This is a genomic window from Ruminococcus sp. RTP21484sp1_RTP21277st1_D2_RTP21277_210401, assembly GCF_040924225.1.
GTDB lineage: Bacteria > Bacillota > Clostridia > Lachnospirales > Lachnospiraceae > Blautia_A > Blautia_A faecis.
Window position 1 is genome coordinate 56671 of the sequence record NZ_JBCOMJ010000023.1, and the last position, 19524, is coordinate 76194.

General features: G+C 42.2%; 17 protein-coding genes and 1 riboswitch. Of the genes, 16 read left to right on the top strand and 1 reads right to left on the bottom strand.

Annotated features, from left to right (window positions below):
• The first annotated feature begins 34 nt into the window (after positions 1-34).
• From AB5706_RS15205 to AB5706_RS15215, 3 genes are all read left to right on the top strand, one after another.
• Positions 35-2695 carry a tetratricopeptide repeat protein gene (locus AB5706_RS15205; protein ID WP_368366179.1) on the top strand — a complete coding sequence of 887 codons (2661 nt, stop codon included), beginning with the start codon at positions 35-37 and terminating at the stop codon, positions 2693-2695.
• Positions 2696-2779: 84 nt separating this feature from the next.
• A complete protein-coding gene (rsmA, locus tag AB5706_RS15210) occupies positions 2780-3655 on the top strand; it encodes a 16S rRNA (adenine(1518)-N(6)/adenine(1519)-N(6))-dimethyltransferase RsmA (RefSeq protein WP_368366180.1) in 876 nt (291 codons plus the stop codon).
• Positions 3656-4258: 603 nt separating this feature from the next.
• Positions 4259-4708 carry a DUF1002 domain-containing protein gene (locus AB5706_RS15215; protein ID WP_118580844.1) on the top strand — a complete coding sequence of 150 codons (450 nt, stop codon included), beginning with the start codon at positions 4259-4261 and terminating at the stop codon, positions 4706-4708.
• Positions 4709-4963: 255 nt separating this feature from the next.
• Here AB5706_RS15215 and AB5706_RS15220 read toward each other — a convergent pair whose 3' ends face one another.
• Positions 4964-5116 (bottom strand): DUF6783 domain-containing protein, encoded by a 153-nt coding sequence (locus tag AB5706_RS15220; protein WP_368361766.1) that lies wholly within the window; start codon positions 5114-5116, stop codon positions 4964-4966.
• Positions 5117-5235: 119 nt separating this feature from the next.
• Here AB5706_RS15220 and AB5706_RS15225 point away from each other — a divergent pair, with 119 nt between their 5' ends.
• From AB5706_RS15225 to AB5706_RS15285, 13 genes are all read left to right on the top strand, one after another.
• Positions 5236-6141 (top strand): S1 RNA-binding domain-containing protein, encoded by a 906-nt coding sequence (locus AB5706_RS15225; RefSeq protein ID WP_173771296.1) that lies wholly within the window; start codon positions 5236-5238, stop codon positions 6139-6141.
• Between the two features lie 149 nt (positions 6142-6290).
• The gene (locus AB5706_RS15230; RefSeq protein WP_148463040.1) at positions 6291-7958 is read left to right on the top strand and encodes a putative manganese-dependent inorganic diphosphatase; all 1668 of its coding nucleotides are present in this window, start codon (positions 6291-6293) and stop codon (positions 7956-7958) included.
• A gap of 112 nt (positions 7959-8070) precedes the next feature.
• Entirely contained in the window at positions 8071-8685 is a 615-nt protein-coding gene (locus tag AB5706_RS15235) for a flavin reductase family protein (protein WP_118580850.1), read from the top strand.
• A gap of 83 nt (positions 8686-8768) precedes the next feature.
• Positions 8769-9284, top strand: coding sequence for a shikimate kinase (locus AB5706_RS15240; protein ID WP_330382776.1), 516 nt, complete (start codon positions 8769-8771; stop codon positions 9282-9284).
• Between the two features lie 143 nt (positions 9285-9427).
• The gene (locus AB5706_RS15245) at positions 9428-10720 is read left to right on the top strand and encodes a UDP-N-acetylglucosamine 1-carboxyvinyltransferase (RefSeq protein ID WP_118580853.1); all 1293 of its coding nucleotides are present in this window, start codon (positions 9428-9430) and stop codon (positions 10718-10720) included.
• A 152-nt stretch (positions 10721-10872) separates the two neighbouring features.
• A riboswitch (SAM riboswitch) is annotated at positions 10873-10974 on the top strand.
• A gap of 141 nt (positions 10975-11115) precedes the next feature.
• Positions 11116-12315 carry a methionine adenosyltransferase gene (gene metK, locus AB5706_RS15250; RefSeq protein WP_173718499.1) on the top strand — a complete coding sequence of 400 codons (1200 nt, stop codon included), beginning with the start codon at positions 11116-11118 and terminating at the stop codon, positions 12313-12315.
• Between the two features lie 272 nt (positions 12316-12587).
• A complete protein-coding gene (locus tag AB5706_RS15255; RefSeq protein WP_173770013.1) occupies positions 12588-13736 on the top strand; it encodes a sensor histidine kinase in 1149 nt (382 codons plus the stop codon).
• A complete protein-coding gene (locus AB5706_RS15260) occupies positions 13733-14422 on the top strand; it encodes a response regulator transcription factor (RefSeq protein WP_118580859.1) in 690 nt (229 codons plus the stop codon). The genes AB5706_RS15255 and AB5706_RS15260 overlap by 4 nt, the downstream gene beginning before the upstream one ends.
• Positions 14423-14449: 27 nt before the next feature.
• Positions 14450-16048 carry an aminotransferase class I/II-fold pyridoxal phosphate-dependent enzyme gene (locus tag AB5706_RS15265; protein ID WP_368366181.1) on the top strand — a complete coding sequence of 533 codons (1599 nt, stop codon included), beginning with the start codon at positions 14450-14452 and terminating at the stop codon, positions 16046-16048.
• 17 nt (positions 16049-16065) lie between these two features.
• Entirely contained in the window at positions 16066-16650 is a 585-nt protein-coding gene (locus AB5706_RS15270) for a nucleoside/nucleotide kinase family protein (protein ID WP_173771294.1), read from the top strand.
• 217 nt (positions 16651-16867) lie between these two features.
• Positions 16868-17857 (top strand): DNA polymerase III subunit delta', encoded by a 990-nt coding sequence (gene holB, locus AB5706_RS15275; RefSeq protein ID WP_118580865.1) that lies wholly within the window; start codon positions 16868-16870, stop codon positions 17855-17857.
• Between the two features lies 1 nt (position 17858).
• Complete coding sequence (locus tag AB5706_RS15280) at positions 17859-18758, top strand: PSP1 domain-containing protein (RefSeq protein ID WP_173771292.1); 900 nt, start codon at positions 17859-17861, stop codon at positions 18756-18758.
• Entirely contained in the window at positions 18751-19491 is a 741-nt protein-coding gene (locus AB5706_RS15285; protein WP_173716662.1) for a tRNA1(Val) (adenine(37)-N6)-methyltransferase, read from the top strand. Before AB5706_RS15280 ends, AB5706_RS15285 begins: the two co-directional genes overlap by 8 nt.
• Positions 19492-19524 lie beyond the last annotated feature (33 nt).

The window sequence follows — 19524 nt, forward strand, 5'->3', positions numbered from 1 at the left end:
GATATGCTAAACTGGCATTAACTATGGAAAGTTGGTGAAAAATTTGGACAAAGAGGAATTTCGGGTTAAACTTGAAGAGATTAACCATTTAGTAGAACAGAAGGACTATAAGGGAGCCATGAATGTTGTAGACAGCATTGACTGGCGCCGTGTGAAAAATGTTCGTACCCTTTGTGTGGTTGGTGAAATCTATGCTGCCAATAAACGCTATGAGGACAGCAAGGAAATTTTCCTGCTGGCTTATCACAGAGCCTCCATTGGTAAGAACATTCTTTATCGTCTTGTAGAAGTTTCCCTGAAGCTGGGACAGGTTTCCGAGGCAGTGGAATTTTATCAGGAGTACAGGGAAGTTGCGCCAAATGATAATACGCAGTACATCCTGAAATACAAGATCCTGAAAGTAAAAAAGGCTCCTCTTGCAGAGCAAATCAAGGTTCTGGAGGATTATAAGGAGAAAGAATTTACCGAAAAATGGTCTTACGAGCTTGCCAAACTGTACTATCAGGATGGTGACAAAGAGAAATGTCTGGAGCTTTGCAACGAGATCATTCTCTGGTTCAACGAGGGTAACTACGTGATGAAGGCTATGGACCTGAAACAGCGTATGGGTGCTCTTACCGGCGAGGAGAAAGAGCGGTATGAACAGCAGTTTGTACCGAAGCTTCTGAAACCTGAGGAAGCAGATACCATCAAGGAAGAAGAGAAAGCACCGGAAGCTGAGAACCAGGGAAGTGAATCTATTGAAAGTATTCAGATCAAGAATGAGGATCTGGATGGCGTAGAGAGTCTTCAGGATAAAATTTCCAAAGGACTTCGTGACATTTTTGGAAGCCGTAAGATGGATGAAATGGAAGACAGCATTGTTTCCACTGAGCAGACGAAAGAGGTTCAGGAAGAAATGCTTCGTGATCCGGCTTCTGAGAAAGAATATGAAAGTGTACCGGAGCTGGAGCCTGAAACTGGCAAGGTGAAAGTGGAGAATACCAAGGAGAATGTTGCTGAAGAATCTGTGAGTACAGCAGATGAGACTGCGGAGGAATCAGCAGAAGCAGTTTCCGAAGAGAATACAGAAGGTTTAGAGAATGCAGATTGTTCAGAGTCGGCAGAAGAGAAGAACGCATTTTCCACAGAAACAGAAACACCTGTTGAGAACCTGAAAATGCCTACACTGAATATTCCGGATTCTATGAAGAATATGGTACCGGAAGAGATTGAGGTTCCCAAGGCGCCTGTACAGAATAACCTTTTCAGTGATGAGGCTGATGCTGCGGAGAAAATGAAAGACGAGAAACCTGCATTTGATTTTTCAAATTTCAATCTGGAGGATACGATTCTTGCTGCTGCTTCTGCACAGGGAATTGAAATTCCGGATGAGAAGGTAGATGAAGAGAAAGTTCAGGAAGAAAATAAAGAAATTGTAGAAGCTGCCCAAGAAATATCTACGAAACCTCAGAATGCTGTAAAAGAAGAAAAGGCAGAGGATATTCCAGAAGAAGAGGAAGTTATCACTGAGGACGAGGAAGAAATCGAGCCAGAACCAGAGCAGAAAAAGCCGGTTGTAGAGCTTGAGGAAGAGGAATTCCTTTCCGAAGAGGATCTTCAGGCTGCTGAGGATGAGTTTATGAATGGCCCGGCAGGTCATAAGGAGAAAGAAGAGCCTTCTGATGATTCCATGTCTGAGGATGAATTTATTGCCAAACTTCTCAGAGAGAGCATTGGCGAAGAAGAGGATGAGGATATGCCTCCAGCTGCAGATGATGTGGTTGAAACGGAAGATGCAGAGGAAGAACCGGAAGATTCTGAGGACGAAAACTTTGATTTTGACGAGGATGAAGAGGAAGAAGAGTCTTCTGAATCTCTTTCCGAGGAAGAAGAACTGGAACAGTTTATTGATTCTATTCAGCCAAAGGATAAGAGAAATCCATCTGACATTGTGCCAAGAGAGAAATCACTTACCGATGATGAGAAGAAGCTGTTTACATATTTTGTAAAGGTTCCGGGAATGCGGGAACAGCTGATCAGTGCACTTTGCGATGTGCAGATGGCAGCGGCTGATAAGACCTCCAAGACTGGAAACGTGATCGTCATGGGTGGGAAAGAAACTGGTAAGACAAGACTGATCGCAAGTCTGATTCCGGCAATCTGTAAAGAGCTGAATCTGCCGGCTTCCAAGGTGGCTTATGTGTTTGCCGACCAGCTGAATGAGATGGATATTACGAAAGTGATTGGTAAACTTAGCGGTGGTTTCCTTGTCATTGAGAATGCTAATCAACTGACACAGGAAACAGTGGATATTCTGGATAAGGCTATGGAGTTCCGCACAGACGGACTTACTGTGATTATTGAGGATGAGAAGATCGGAATGCGTAAGCTGATTGCAAGATTCCCGAAATTTGCCAAGAAGTTTACATCCATGATCAACATTCCGGTATTTACCAATGATGAACTTGTAAACTTTGCAAGAGTTTACACCAAGGAAAATGGTTACAAGATCGACCAGATGGGAATGCTTGCATTGTATAATCTGATCGGTGTGAACCAGAAAGAAGACCAGCCTATGAACATTGGCGCAGTTAAGGAAATGCTTGACGCAGCAATGGCGAAATCCCAGGGCGGACTTCTGAAGTTTAATAAGAAAAAGAGAGTAGACCGTGATGGATTTACGGTTCTTTATGAGAAAGATTTTGCAAAATAAGTAATAGGGGAATTGCAGACAGCTGCCCAGATTGTGTGATTTGCAGATAATGATTAAATAATTTAAAAGAAAGAGGAAATTAATATGACCAGACCTTATTTAGGAAATCCGAAATATACCATTGAAGTTCTTCAAAAGTATAATTTTGCTTTCCAGAAAAGGTTTGGTCAGAATTTTCTTATCGATACCCATGTTCTGGAAAAAATAATCGAGGCTTCCAAGATCACCAAGGATGATTTTGTTCTGGAAATCGGACCGGGTATTGGAACCATGACCCAGTATCTGGCTGAGGTAGCCAGAGAAGTGGTGGCTGTAGAGATTGATAAGACATTGATCCCGATTCTGGAAAATGATACTTTGAAAGACTGGGATAATGTGACTGTGATCAACGAGGATATCCTGAAAGTTGATATTGCGGCGCTGGCACAGGAGAAAAATGGGGGCAAGCCTATCAAGGTGGTTGCCAATCTGCCTTATTATATTACCACACCAATCATCATGGGACTTTTTGAAAACCATGTTCCCATTTCTTCCATCACCATTATGGTACAGAAGGAAGTGGCAGACAGAATGCAGGTTGGTCCTGGAACAAAGGATTACGGTGCTTTGTCTCTGGCTGTTCAGTATTATGCCAGACCGCAGATCATTGCGAATGTTCCGCCGAACTGTTTTATGCCAAGACCGAAGGTGGGAAGTGCTGTTATCCAGCTTGTGAGATATGAAGAGCCGCCAGTGCAGGTGGACAATGAGAAGCTGATGTTCAGGCTGATCCGGGCATCTTTTAATCAGAGAAGAAAAACATTGGTAAATGGACTGAAGAACTCCCAGGAGCTTGATTTTTCAAAAGAGGAAATTGAGAAAGCTATGGCAGAGACCGGAATTCCGGTAAATGTGAGAGGCGAAGCGCTTACTTTAGCAGAATTTGCTGATCTTGCGAACGTATTTAATAAATTGAGATAGAAGGAACTGATTTACTGCATAAATTTCATACAAATAAAAATCACCCGGTGGCTAGACGGGTGATTTTTATTTTGTCTCAAATATATTTTTTAAAAGGAAGGAGAGTCAATCACTTTTGGGTGACTGACATATGAAAAAGAAATTTTATAAAAATAATGTTGGCTGTTATTATTTTTATGATGTTAGTATATCGGGAAAGTTTGAAAGAATCGTGTTTATCTTATGAAAAATTAGTGAACGAATTTGAAAAGATTTGTAACTTCCTGGAAAAATGGGCTGTTTTTGGAGATTAGTTATAAAAAGATTATAAAGTTTTTAGATACATTTTACAAATAAAAGGAAAAGGTGTAGTATAATGGGCTGGAATCTGGAGGAAGATTTATTTCCGGTATTGATTAAATTTCAGAAGAAAATTACTTGATATGAGGAAATCAGATCATAAATATGACCAGATTCCAGCAGTTTGTGAACAGAATATTAACTATTGCTGGTCAGACCATGAACAGCAGCTATTTAATTGTTACTGGAGAGATTTGAACAGATGACATTTAATCGTTACTGGGCAAGTCTTGAACAGCAACATTCAATCAGGAGGTAATTATCATGATAAAAATGAAAAAATCAGCAGCACTTATCCTTGCAGGAGTTCTTGCATGTTCCATGCCGATGCCGGTTATGGCATCCAGTGATACAGAAGTAGTAGAAAGTCTTCTGGACAGTGGAATTGATTTTCTTGCTTCTGACCCTGGAAAAGCAGTAGACATTATTATGTATGCCAAGGATCTTGTAGACCAGCAGAACATCACAGATGACCAGGTACGAAGTGCTGTAACTCAGGCAGCAGACCATTTTGGGGTATCTCTTTCTGATTCAGAGGTAGATTCCCTTGTTTCTGTAGTACGCAAGGTTCTGGATGCAAAAATTGACGAAGATGCTCTTAGAAGCGATGTAAATTCTGTATACAGTAAGCTGCAGGATATGGGTGTTACAAAGGATGATGCCAAAGGTCTTGTGTCGAAGTTAATCGAATTTGTAAAAGGATTATTCGAATGAGAAATGTAAAATGTGCAAAATGTATAACTTTACCAAATTAAAGTAAAGATGCAAATGTGGTAAAGTTATAAAAAAAGAGGAAAATGAAAGAAGAAATTGTGCAAATAAAACAAATGTTCATTATTCGTTAACAATTTGCATGTATTTTGTTCATAAGTATCTGATACTATATAATCAGTTCGAAAGAACATACACAGAAGACGTTGTAATGACACCATTACACATAAAATTTTTTCATAATAATCGCCCCGGCAGCTACTGCCGGGGCACTCCTCGTTTTAGAGCGTATTTGAAAAAGTATTCCTGCAATCTGCACGCTCTGGAGCGTGTTTGAAAAAGGTTTTTTGCAAGATGTGCGTCACAATTTTTGGGAAAATTTGTCTGAATATGCCGCTCTTTAAACGCCAGATATTACACTCTGACGCTTAAAGAGCGGTGTTTTTTCGAATGTACATTCCAAAATTTATTTGCAACGAATAAGCGGTGTGCTATAATGAAGCAAAAACAGGGGCAAAGGAGTCTAGGTCATGGCAGAGACAATGAAGGATTACGAAGCAGAACTTGAAGCTTCTTTTAAGAAAATTGAAGAAGGCGACATTCTCACAGGAACAGTTGTGAGTGTAGATGATAAAGAAATTATTGTAGATTTAAAATATTATGCAGAAGGTATTATCCCGGTAGAAGATTACAGTAGAGAGCCGGGCTTTAACGTTAAAGAAGAAGTACACCCTGGAGATGAAGTTTCCGCCACAGTCGTAAGAAAAGACGATGGAAACGGCAACATCCTTTTATCCAAAGTTGAAGCTACTGACGTCCTGGCTTGGGACAAATTAAAAGAGCTGAAAGCCTCCGGAGAGGTTCTTGATGTAGTGGTAAAAGGTGTAGTAAACGGCGGTGCAGTTGCTTATGTAGAAGGTGTGCGCGGCTTTATCCCGGCCTCCAAGCTGGCCTTGAATTACGTAGAAGACACCAACGAATATCTGAACAGACACATCCAGGTTCAGGTAATCGATGTCAATAAAGAGGACAAAAAACTGATTCTTTCTGCGAAAGAAATTTTAAGGGAAAAAGCAGAAGAGGAAAGAAAGAATAAAATTTCCAATATCCAGCCAGGCTTTGTAACAGAAGGAACTGTAGAGAGCCTTCAGCCATACGGCGCATTTGTAGATCTTGGGAACGGCGTATCCGGACTGGTACATATTTCCCAGATTTGCGAAAAGAGAATCCGTAAACCATCAGAAGTTCTTGCAGTTGGAGATAAGGTGAAAGTAAAAGTAACTGCAGTGAAAGATGGAAAACTGAGCCTGAGTATCAAAGAAGCAACTGATATGATGGCAAAAGAAGTGGAAGAAGAGAAAATAGAAATCCCACAGTCCGGAGAAGAGGCAACCACATCTCTGGGAGCTTTATTTGCAAATATTAAACTGAATTAATATAAAGTGCAGATTTGGACGATTAAGACAATCGCCCAAAATGAAAATCTTCTGTAGAGCGTGTTTGAAAAGTAGACCCGAAATAAAAAACTCTGTTTACAGATGAAAAGTGTGCAGAGGTCAGCTGAATTTTGGAAGGAAGAATGTGAATGAAGAATCAGAAAGTATTTGTAATGGGACATAAGAATCCGGATACGGATTCTATTTGTTCGGCAATTGCTTACGCAGATATCAAAAACAGAACCACCCAGACCAAGCGTTATATTCCAAGACGTGCCGGTCAGATCAATGAAGAGACCCAGTATGTACTGAATCGTTTTGGCGTACAGCCACCGGCTTATCTGGGAAATATCGGAACGCAGGTAAAAGATATGGATATCCGTCCAAAACCGGATGCAGACCGTACCATGTCCCTGAAAAATGCCTGGGATATGATGCAGAATAAAGGCATTGTGACCCTTCCCATCTGTAACAGCGAGGATGAGCTGGAGGGAATTGTAACAATCGGCGATATTGCTGATGTTTACATGGATACCAAGGACAGCTATCTTCTTTCAAATGCCAGAACTCAGTATAACAAGATCAGGGATACTCTTGACGGTGAAATTGTAGAAGGAAATGGTCACGGCTATTTTACCAAAGGGAAAATCCTTATTGGAACTGCTGATCCGGAGGTGATGAAGAACTATATCGAAGAAAATGATATGGTTATTCTTGGAAACCGTGAGGAAGATCAGTTAAAGGCAATAGAACTGAATGTAAGCTGCATTATTGTAGGAATGAGTATTCAGGTAAGTGAGAAGGTAATAAAGAAAGCTCAGGAGAGACAGATCATCATTATCTCTTCTCCATATGATACCTACACAATTGCCCGCATGATCAACCAGAGTATTCCGGTAAATTATGTGATGAAAAAAGATAATCTGGTAACTTTTAATACTGAAGATTTCACAGATGATATCCAGGATGTTATGATCAAGCACCGCCATCGTGCATTCCCTGTTATCAATAAGCGGGGAAAATGTGTGGGAACCATTTCCAGACGAAATTTCCTTGACATGCACAAGAAACAGGTAATTTTGGTAGATCATAATGAGAAAGACCAGGCTGTTGATAATATTGAGAAAGCAGAGATTCTGGAGATCATTGACCATCATAAGCTTGGTTCTCTGGAAACTATGAAGCCGATTAATTTCAGAAATGAGCCAGTTGGATGTACTGCGACAATCCTTTACCGGATTTATGACGAGCAGCGACTGGAGATTCCGCCTAAGATTGCAGGACTTCTCTGTGCAGCCATTATTTCCGATACCTTAATGTTCCGTTCCCCAACCTGCACCCAGCAGGACAAGATCGCAGCAAGTGCGCTTGCACTGATCGCGGACATTAAGATTGAAGATTTCGCAAGAGAAATGTTCAAGGCTGGAAGCAATCTGAAGGATAAAGCACCTGAAGAAATTTTCTATCAGGATTACAAGAAATTTATTGCAGAAGGAAATGTGGCTTTTGGTGTTGGACAGATCAGTTCCATGGACGAGGAAGAACTTCAGGAGATCAAAGTTCGCCTGAAACCATTTATGGTAAGCGAGTGCGGACGCCATGGAATTACCCGTGTTTACTTTATGTTAACCAATATTATGGACGAGTCCTCAGATGTAATTTATTACGGCGAGGGCAGCGAGGAAATGGGAAAAATCGCATTTCAGCAGGAACCGGAGGATAAGTGCTTCCACCTGAAAGGCGTGGTTTCCCGTAAGAAACAGATGATCCCGGCTATGATGGAAGCCGCACAGATCATGGCAAATGACTTTAACTGATAATAAAGATTTTCCCGACAAAGAGGCTGTTAAAAGCTACTGCTCACAAAGTGAAAAGTAACGCAGAAGGTTCTTTGCACGGGAAATTTTCACATAAAAGAGGAGCAAAAATATGGCAAAACAGACCTGGAAACCAGGCAATATGCTTTACCCGCTTCCTGCTGTGATGGTCAGCGTTACAGATGGCGAGGGTAATGATAATATAATAACAGTAGCGTGGGCTGGCACCGTGTGTACCAACCCGCCAATGGTAAGCATCTCCGTTCGTCCCACCAGATTTTCTTACGATATGATCTGCAAGACAAAGGAATTTGTTCTGAACCTTACCACAGAAGAGCTTGCATACGCCACCGATTATTGTGGCGTGCGGTCCGGCAGAGAGGTTGATAAATTTCAGGAGCTTCATCTTACCAAAGAAAAGGCGGATCAAGTGAAGGCACCAATGATCGGTGAAGCTCCTGTAAATATTGAATGTAAAGTTAAGAAAATTGAGAAGCTTGGTTCTCATCACATGTTCCTTGCGGAAGTAGTTGCAGTGCATGCGGACGAAGCCTATATGGATAAAAATAATAAATTTCAGCTGAATCAGTCAAAACTGATGGTATATTCCCATGGAGAATATCTGGGACTTGGAAAGAAACTGGGCACCTTTGGATATAGCGTAAAAAAAGGAAAAAAGCATAATCAGAAACTTAAAAATCACCCATTAAAAAACCGAACTCAGTAACAATTTTTCAACGAACTCAGTAACAATTTTTTAATGTGATTGCAATAATGGCTCTTATGTGTTATTATTTAAAGGAGTATCGAATGAAAATGAATAATATAACATTAATTGGAATGCCCGGTGCAGGTAAAAGCACACTGGGCGTTGTTCTTGCGAAAATACTTGGATACGAATTTTTAGATTCAGACCTTTTAATACAAAAAGAAGAAAAAAGACGTCTTTATCAGATCATTGATGAAGAAGGAGAAGAAGGTTTCAAGACCATTGAGAATCGCGTAAATGCGTCGATTGATACAGAGAATACTGTAATTGCTACTGGGGGAAGTGTGGTATATTGCAGTGAAGCCATGGAACACTTGAAATCAATTGGGAAGGTAGTTTACCTCAGCCTTTCTCTGGAGTCTCTTGAGAAACGGCTTGGAAATCTTAAGAAGCGGGGAGTTCTTCTGAAAGAAGGACAGACCTTGAAGAGTTTATATGAGGAGCGAGTTCCCTTATACGAGAAATATGCAGACATTGTGGTAGATGAAGAAGGGAAAGATTTGGAAGCAAGTCTGCAGGCACTTTTGGAAACACTACAGACAGGGGTTATTAAGTAACTGTAGATCGTTACTATTCGCGGAATGTGTTACGATGAACGAAGTGAACAGTAACTGTGAATCAGAGGAGGGCTGTCAGGTTATTGGAGAGAAATTGACAATAGCCTTTTTGGCTCGCGGAGTAAGAATAATAGAGGTGTATTATGGAACAGTATGTGATTAAAGGTGGAAATCCGCTTGTTGGTGAAGTAGAGATAGCAGGTGCAAAGAATGCAGCGCTGGCTATTTTATCAGCAGCCATTATGACGGATGAGACAATTCTCATCGAGAATCTGCCTGACGTCAGAGACATCAACGTTTTACTGGAGGCAATAGCTGGCATCGGAGCACAGGTTGACAGAATCAATAAGTCAACTGTTAAGATCAATGGTTCTACCATTGGTGATGTAAGTGTAGATTATGAGTATATTAAGAAGATCCGTGCATCTTACTATCTTCTTGGCGCATTACTTGGCAAATATAAAAGAGCAGAAGTTCCTCTTCCAGGTGGCTGCAATATCGGAAGCCGTCCGATTGACCAGCATCTGAAAGGTTTCAGAGCCCTTGGTGCGAAAGTTGATATTCTTCATGGAGCCATTGTTGCCGAGGCATCTAATCTTCATGGAAGCCATATTTTCCTGGATGTAGTTTCTGTAGGAGCAACCATCAATATTATGATGGCAGCATCTCTTGCACCAGGACGTACGATTATTGAGAATGCTGCCAGAGAGCCACATGTAGTAGATGTTGCCAACTTCCTGAACAGCATGGGAGCCAATATCAAAGGTGCTGGTACAGATGTGATCCGTATCAAGGGTGTTGAGAAGCTTCACCGCACAGAGTATTCCATCATTCCGGACCAGATCGAGGCAGGAACCTTTATGTTCGCTGCAGCAGCTACCGGTGGGGATGTCACAGTTAAGAATGTAATTCCAAAGCATCTCGAAGCTACTACAGCTAAGCTTGAGGAAATCGGATGTGAAGTTCAGGAGTTTGATGATGCCGTACGTGTACGTGCAGTGGGCAGACTTCATCGCACTCATGTGAAGACCCTTCCATATCCGGGATATCCGACTGATATGCAGCCGCAGATTGCGGTTACCCTTGCACTTGCAGAGGGAACCAGCATCGTAACTGAGAGTATTTTTGAGAATCGCTTCAAATATGCCGATGAGCTTTCCAGAATGGGAGCCTGTATTAAGGTTGAAGGCAATTCCGCAATTATTGATGGCGTGAATAAGCTTACTGGTGCAAGAGTAAGTGCACCGGATCTTCGTGCTGGGGCAGCTCTTGTTATTGCAGGACTGGCAGCAGAGGGAATCACCATTGTGGATGATATTGTTTACATCCAGCGTGGCTATGAGAACTTCGAAGAGAAGCTTCGCAGCCTTGGCGCAGAGATCGAGAGAGTTTCCAGTGAGAAGGATATTCAGAAATTCCGCCTGCGTGTAGGGTGAATTGTTAATTTCAGATTGCAGCCTGACAGCCTTGATCTGTTGAGTATCAGATTTAATCTGGTGAAAAATAGTCATAAGACGTTAAATGTCTATTGACAATTATAAGCAATCAGTATATTGTATTGCTTGCAACAGGAAAACTGAAGAATAGCCTTTTATTCAGAGTGGTGGAGATACATAGGATCTATGAAGCCACGGCAACCCCTCGAAAGAGAGGAAGGTGCCAACCTGAGCGAGTGATCGAACAATAAGAGGATTGTTTATATAAAAAGTCATTTATAAGACAGTCCGCTTGTCCGGGCTGTTCTTTTTTTCGCGGAAAACATACAATGCAGCGATAGATATTAGCTGTTTTGGAAATTTTCGCTCCATCGAAGAAAGGGAAAAACAAAAGAATGGAAAACAAAGAAAAAATCTTATTTACTTCCGAATCTGTAACTGAAGGTCATCCGGATAAAATCTGTGATGCCATTTCTGATGCCATCCTGGATGCTCTGATCGCACAGGATCCGATGAGCCGTGTAGCCTGCGAGACTGCAACTACAACAGGTCTTGTTCTGGTTATGGGTGAGATCACTTCCAAGGCAAATATCGATATCCAGTCAATCGTAAGAGAGACAATCCGCGAGATTGGTTATACTCGTGGAAAATTCGGATTCGATGCTGATACATGTGCAGTAATCACAGCACTTGATAAACAGTCTGCTGATATTGCAATGGGTGTTGATAAAGCACTTGAGCAGAAAGAGAATCAGATGGATGAGGACGAGCTTGACTCTATTGGAGCTGGCGACCAGGGAATCCAGTTTGGTTATGCTTCCAACGAGACAGAAGAATACATGCCATACGCAATCAACATGGCACACAAACTTTCCCGTCAGCTGACAAAAGTCCGTAAAGACGGCACTCTGAAATATTTAAGACCAGATGGAAAAACTCAGGTAACAGTTGAGTATGATAAGAATGGAAAACCAAGCCGTATTGATGCAGTAGTTTGCTCCACTCAGCATGACCCGGATGTTACACAGGAGCAGATCCATGCGGACATCAAGAAATATGTATTTGATGAGATCATCCCGGCAGACATGGTAGATGAGGATACGAAATACTTTATCAACCCGACCGGACGTTTCGTTATCGGTGGACCAAACGGCGACAGCGGTCTTACAGGACGTAAGATCATTGTTGATACTTATGGCGGAACAGGACGTCACGGCGGCGGTGCCTTCTCCGGAAAAGACTGCACAAAGGTTGACCGTTCTGCAGCTTATGCAGCACGTTATGTTGCAAAGAACATTGTTGCAGCAGGTCTTGCTGACAAGTGCGAGATCCAGCTTTCCTATGCAATTGGTGTTGCACATCCGACTTCTATTCATGTAGAAACATTTGGCACAGGTAAAGTATCTGATGCGAAACTGGTAGAGATCATCCGTGAGAACTTTGACCTTCGCCCGGCTGGAATCATCAAAATGCTTGATCTCCGCCGCCCAATCTACAAACAGACTTCTGCATACGGACACTTTGGCCGTACAGATGTAGATCTTCCGTGGGAGCATCTGGACAAGGTTGATGATCTGAAGAAATATCTTGCGTAAAATTTGGGTAAAAGAAAATGGCTTGTATTGAAGCCTGCTTGAAAATTCCATATTAAAGTTAGAGCCTGGAAGAGACTGGTATATAGCAGAAGAAGTCTTTTCCAGGTTTTTTATGTTGAAAAACTGAATATTATAGAGCTATTTTTTATAGAAAATTAAGAGATGAAATCAGAGCTTTATGCTATAATCTATATAAATCCGGTGAAGCAGCTTCATACGACAGGGAAGCTGTTGAAAATTTCCGTAAAAAGAAGAAAAAGGATAGAACTGTTATGAAGCTAAAAACAAGAATCATTCTGGGATTCACCATGATCATTCTTATGCCTCTGCTTCTGTTTGCCGCCACTTTGTATGGATTCAGCCAGTCACAGGCGCAGAAAGCACAGGCAGTGACTGAGAGCGATGGAACAGTATATGATATTTCCATAACAGACTCAGCCGACAGTCAGGGCAGGGTACATGTAATGGCCAAGGATTTGTTTATCAGTGCGTTTGTAATCCTGATCTCCGTTGCTTTGGTAGTTGGTCTTTGGGTATATCGCAGCATTGCCGTTCCATTGGTTAAATTAAAAAAAGCGACGCAGAATATAAAAGAGGGCAACCTGGATTTCGTTCTGGATGTAGAAGGAAAAGACGAATTTTCTGAGCTCTGTCAGGATTTCGAGGAAATGCGCCGCCGTCTGAAAGAATCTACAGAAGAAAAAAGCCTTATAGAAAAAGAGAACAGAGAGCTGATCAGCAACATTTCCCATGATCTGAAAACTCCGATCACAGCAGTGAAAGGATATGTAGAAGGAATCATGGATGGAGTGGCAGATACCCCTGAGAAAATGGATCGCTATGTCCGCACCATCTACAACAAGACAAATGAGATGGATCATCTGATCAACGAGCTGACTTTTTATTCCAAAATCGATACCAACCGCATTCCTTATACTTTCAACAAACTAAATGTGGAAGATTATTTTGAAGATTGTTCAGAGGAAGTTGGTCTGGAACTTGAGACCAGGGGAATTGAGCTGGTTTATGCCAACTATGTGGAAAAAGATGTTATGGTAATTGCCGATGGGGAGCAGATCCGCCGTGTTATCCATAACATTATCAGCAATGCTATCAAATATATGGACAAGCCTAAAGGAATCATTCAAATCCGAATCAAGGATGTGGGTGATTTTATCCAGATTGAGATTGAGGACAATGGAAAAGGTATTGGTCCGAAGGATCTGCCTTATATTTTCGACCGTTTTTACCGTACAGATGTTTCACGAAATTCTTCCAAAGGCGGAAGCGGAATCGGTCTTTCCATTGTAAAGAAAATTCTGGAGGACCATGGGGGAAAAGTATGGGCCACAAGCCGTCTTGGAATCGGCACGATCATGTATTTTGTACTTAGAAAATACCAGGAGGTACCAATGAAATGAGCAGAATTCTGATCATTGAAGATGAAGAAGCAATTGCAGAGCTTGAGAAAGACTATCTGGAGCTCTCAGGATTTGAAGTTATAATCTGCAACAGAGGCGATCTGGGGCTTAATATGGCACTGAAAGAAGATTTTGACCTGATTATTCTGGATCTGATGCTGCCGGAGATAGACGGGTTTGAAATCTGCCGCCAGGTAAGAGAAGCTAAGAATACTCCGATCATTATGGTTTCCGCGAAGAAAGATGATATTGACAAGATCCGCGGTCTTGGACTTGGGGCTGACGATTACATGACCAAGCCATTTAGCCCAAGCGAGCTTGTTGCCAGAGTAAAGGCACATATGGATCGCTATAACCGTCTGATCGGCTCCACCACGCAAAAGAACGATATTATTGAGATTCGTGGAATCAAGATAGACAAGACTGCCCGCCGCGTCTGGGTAAATGGCGAGGAGAAAACTTTTACCACCAAGGAATTTGATCTGCTCACATTCCTGGCCCAGAATCCAAACAGAGTTTTTACAAAGGAAGAGCTTTTCAGGGAAATCTGGGATATGGAATCGGTAGGTGATATTGCCACAGTTACGGTTCATATCAAGAAAATCCGTGAGAAAATTGAGTATAATAATGCCAAGCCGCAGTATATCGAGACCATCTGGGGCGTGGGATACAGATTTAAAGTGTGATAATTTCTGAGAAAATTGAGAGGTAAAATGAGAAGACTATATAAAGAATTGGAGAACTACGGCAAATCCGACTTTTATCCTTTCCATATGCCTGGTCACAAGCGGAATAAGGCGTGCATAGAGGGGGATTTTCCTATTGAACGTGATATTACAGAAATAGACGGATTCGACGATCTGCATCATTCTGAGGGAATTTTACTTGAAGCGCAGAATGCTTTATCCAGAATGTACGGCACAAGGAAAAGTTTTTTTAGTGTCAACGGAAGTACGGCAGGAATTCTTACTGCCATTTCCGCATCTGTGAAAAAGGGTGGACAGATTCTGGTGGCCAGAAACTGTCATAAGGCTGTTTACCACGCAATATACCTCCGGGAACTGGTTCCCACATATATTTATCCACAATCTGACAACGATTTGGGGATAAATGGTTCAATTTCTGTATCCCGTGTGGAAAGATATCTTGAGGAAAATCCTAAAATAGAAGCAGTATTTATTACATCGCCTACTTATGATGGCGTGGTTTCAGATGTGCGCCAGATTGCGGAGGCTGCCCACAAACATGGAATTCCGCTGATCGTGGATGAAGCCCACGGTGCTCATTTCAGATTCTCTGACTATTTTCCTGTTTCAGCAACAGATCTGGGAGCAGATGTGGTGATCCAGAGCTTTCACAAAACATTGCCGGCCATGACCCAGACTGCAGTGCTTCATCTGTGCAGTGAACGTGTAAGTGAGAAGCTGATCCGCAGATTTCTTGGAATTTATGAGACCAGCAGTCCGTCTTATATACTTATGTCCAGTCTGGATGCCTGTGTAGCGAAGCTGGAAAAAGACAGCGGACGATTATTTGATGAATTTACGGAAAATCTGGAAGCCGCCCGCAGACAGCTTGGTCAGCGCAGGTATATACGTCTGTTACAGACACCGGAAGAGACTGTGGAAGAAAAGGACGAACAGGGCACAACAGAAATATTTGATTATGACCGCTCTAAGCTGATTCTGTCCACATTGCACAGCAGTTTAAATGGTCCGGAACTTGCGGGAATCCTTCGAAGAAAATATCATTTGGAAGTTGAGATGACTACAGAGAATTATGTGCTTGCGCTGGCAGCAGTTGGAGACACCAGGGAAGGATTCCGGAGACTTTGCAAAGCTATAGAAGAAATCGACAGACAGGAAGCTGAACTGGCAGAGAAGAGCAGGAATATAACAGAGAAAATAGCTGTTGGAAATTCAGATTATGTACCGGAAGTGGAAAGGCAGAAGTGTGTTAAATGTAATTCTGAAGATTGTGAAAGATGTGAAAAAAAGGATACCCGCAGCGATGGCTTGCGAAATGAAAAATATGCCTGCAAGTGTGGTCCTATGAAGCAGCTTATGTCCATTTCCAGGGCAATGGATGCCCCATCCCAGCTTTGTCTTCTGGAAGAAAGTGCAGGGAAAATTGCCGCAGAATTTGTATATCTTTATCCGCCGGGAATTCCCATTATTGTTCCAGGCGAACAGATTACTGGACTTTTTACAAGGAATGTGAGAAGATATATGGAGCGGGGGCTGAATCTTCACGGTCTTTGCGGAGAAAATAACGAAACAATAAGCGTAGTAAAGGAGCAGGCAGAGGTGTAACCCCTGCCTGATACATTATGGGAAAAATATTTTACATTATGGGAAAAAGCGCATCTGGTAAGGATCATATATATGCCAGGCTGGCAGCACATGAGGGATTGGGACTTAAGAAGCTGGTTCTTTATACTACCCGCCCAATCCGTGCAGAGGAAGAGAATGGTAAACAGTACTATTTTGTGGATGATAAAAAGCTGGAAGAATTTCGAAGCAGCGGGAATCTGATCGAGGCCAGAGCTTATCACACAGTATATGGAATCTGGAACTATTTTACAGCTGATGACGGTCAGGTGGATTTGGAAAATGCTGACTATCTGGGAATCGGTACACTTGAATCTTATGTGAAAATGAGAGAATACTATGGAAAAGAGAATGTTTGCCCTGTTTATATCGAAGTGGAGGACGGAGAGCGTCTTGCAAGAGCATTGAAAAGAGAGCGTAGTCAGGAGATACCCCGCTATGAGGAAATGTGCAGAAGATTTCTTGCAGATCAGGAGGATTTTTCCGAAGAGAAAATTGCTGCTGCCGGGATTACGAGAAAATTCCAGAATGTTGATCTGGAAGAATGTGTAGAGGAAATTACTGAATATATCAGACAGGCATAATGTGCATCGCGAAGCGCGTTACTGGTCACGGAGTGAACAGTAACACATTTTTTGTTGATAAGTGAATAAATTCACAAAAAACTATAGCATGATTTTGTCGTACATGATAGAATTAAAGGGTAAATACATTTAGAGTGTATTTGTACAAAATAAGCTATGCAGGGGTGCTGACCGCAGTCTTTGACAATAGCGAAAATGATAGGGTGAGGTGATTCCGATGTTAGGGTTTAACGACATTATAGGACATGAAGAGATAATCAGACATTTGAAGAATGCCATACAGACAGAAAAAGTGTCCCATTCGTATATTTTTACAGGTGACCCTGGTTCTGGAAAGAAATTGCTGGCAGGAACCTATGCGATGACATTGCAGTGTGAAGAGGGCGGTACGGAGCCTTGTGGACATTGTGATTCCTGCAAGAAGGCGATCGGTAAGAATCACCCGGATATCATTATGGTGACCCATGAGAAGCCAAATGTGATTACAATTGACGAAATTAGGGAACAGATTATCAATGATGTGGATATTAAGCCATACTGCAGCCCATACAAGATTTATATTGTGGCAAATGCAGAGCTGATGAATCCCCAGGCGCAGAATGCTCTTCTGAAGACCATTGAAGAGCCGCCGGAATATGCAGTTATCATGCTTCTCACAAGCAATATTGATGCTTTGCTGCCGACCATTCGTTCCAGATGTGTACGTCTGGATCTGAAGGTTGTAGATGACGGTTTGGTAAAGAAGTACCTGATGGAGCATCTCCATATACCGGATTATCAGGCTGAGATCGATGCTTCCTATGCTCATGGCAGTATTGGCAGAGCGAAACAGGTAGCTACTTCCCAGGAGTTTGCAGATATGACCCAGAATGCACTCCGCATCCTGAAGAATGCAGACGGAATGGAAGTATATGAGCTTACAGAAGCAATCAAGGAGCTTTCCAATGACAAGCAGAACATCAGTGACTATCTGGATCTTTTCCAGTTCTGGTTCCGTGATGTACTGATGTTTAAGGCTACACGGGAAGTTGATAATCTTGTATTTAAGCAGGAAATAAATTATATAAGGGAACAGGCAAGCCAGCGTTCCTATGAGAACCTGGAGAAGATTCTGGATGCACTGGAGAAAACAAAAGTACGTCTTCGTGCCAATGTAAATACAGAACTTGCTCTTGAGCTTCTGTTCCTTACAATCAGGGAGAAATAGAATGGCAAAAGTAGTAGGCGTAAGATTTCGGAATGTAGGTAAGATCTATTACTTCAATCCGAAGAACTATAAAGTGAAACCGGGCGATCATGTAATTGTGGAGACTGCCCGCGGTGTTGAGTATGGAAAGGTGGTGCTTGCACCTAAGGATGTGGTGGATGACCAGGTGGTACATCCTTTGAAGGAAGTGCTTCGTGTGGCTACCAAAGACGATGATGAAAGAGAGAAGTATAACAGGAAGCGTGAGAGGGACGCTTTCAAGATCTGCCAGAAGAAGATTCGCGAGCATGGACTTGAGATGAAGCTGATTGACGCAGAGTATACTTTTGATAACAATAAAGTGTTGTTTTACTTTACAGCAGACGGCAGAATTGATTTTCGCCAGCTGGTAAAGGATCTTGCATCTATTTTTAAGACAAGAATTGAACTTCGCCAGATTGGTGTAAGAGATGAAACAAAAATTCTTGGAGGAATCGGTATCTGCGGCAGATGTCTCTGCTGTCATACTTATCTTTCCGAGTTTGCACCTGTATCCATCCGAATGGCCAAGGAACAGAATCTCTCTCTGAACCAGACGAAGATTTCAGGTGTATGCGGAAGACTGATGTGCTGTCTGAAGAATGAGCAGGAGACCTATGAGGAGCTGAATCGCAGACTTCCGGGAATCGGAGATACGGTAACTACTCCAGACGGAATCCAGGGCAATGTACAGAGTGTAAATGTACTCCGCCAGCTTGTAAAGGTAGTAGTAGAAATTGGTGATGAGAAAGAAATTCAGGAATTCCCTGTAGGCGAACTGAAATTCCGTTCCAGAAAAAAGAAAGTAAAAGTCTCTGAACAGGAATTAAAGGAACTGAAGGATCTTGAAGATAAAAAGGGAGATTCCAAATTAGATGATTAATGATCTTGTGAAGGAGAATGAGCGGGTGGATGATCTGCAGAATGGCTATTATATCATTCAGGATCCCCGGAAATTCTGCTTCGGTATGGACGCTGTTCTTTTATCTGGGTTTGCCAGAGTGAAGAAGGGAGAGAAGGTTCTCGATATGGGAACGGGAACTGGTATTATTCCGGTACTCCTTGCTTCCAAGACTGTGGGAGAGCATTTCACAGGTCTGGAAATCCAGGAAGAGTGTGCCGAAATGGCAGCAAGAAGTGTGAAATACAATAACCTGGAGGACAGGGTCAGTATCAGACAAGGTGATATTAAGGAGGCTGTCAGTATTTTCGGGGCAGCTTCTTTTCATGTTGTCACCTGCAATCCGCCCTATATGATCGGGCAGCATGGACTGACCAATCCGCATATGCCAAAGGCAATCGCCCGACATGAGATCCTTTGTACTCTTGAGGATGTGGTAAGCCAGGCTTCGAAGCTTCTTGGAGACAGAGGACGTTTTTACATGGTACACAGACCGTTCAGACTGACAGAAATTATGCAGGTTTTGACGAAATATAAGCTGGAGCCTAAGCGTATGCAGCTTGTTTATCCATACATTGACAGGGAGCCTAATATGGTGCTCATAGAAGCCCTGAAAGGCGGCAATTCCCGGATTACCGTGGAAAGACCGCTGATCGTATATGAAAAGCCGGGAGTTTATACGAAGGAAATTCTGGAAATGTACGATATGATTTAAAAAGATCGCAAATAAAAAATGAAAATATATGTC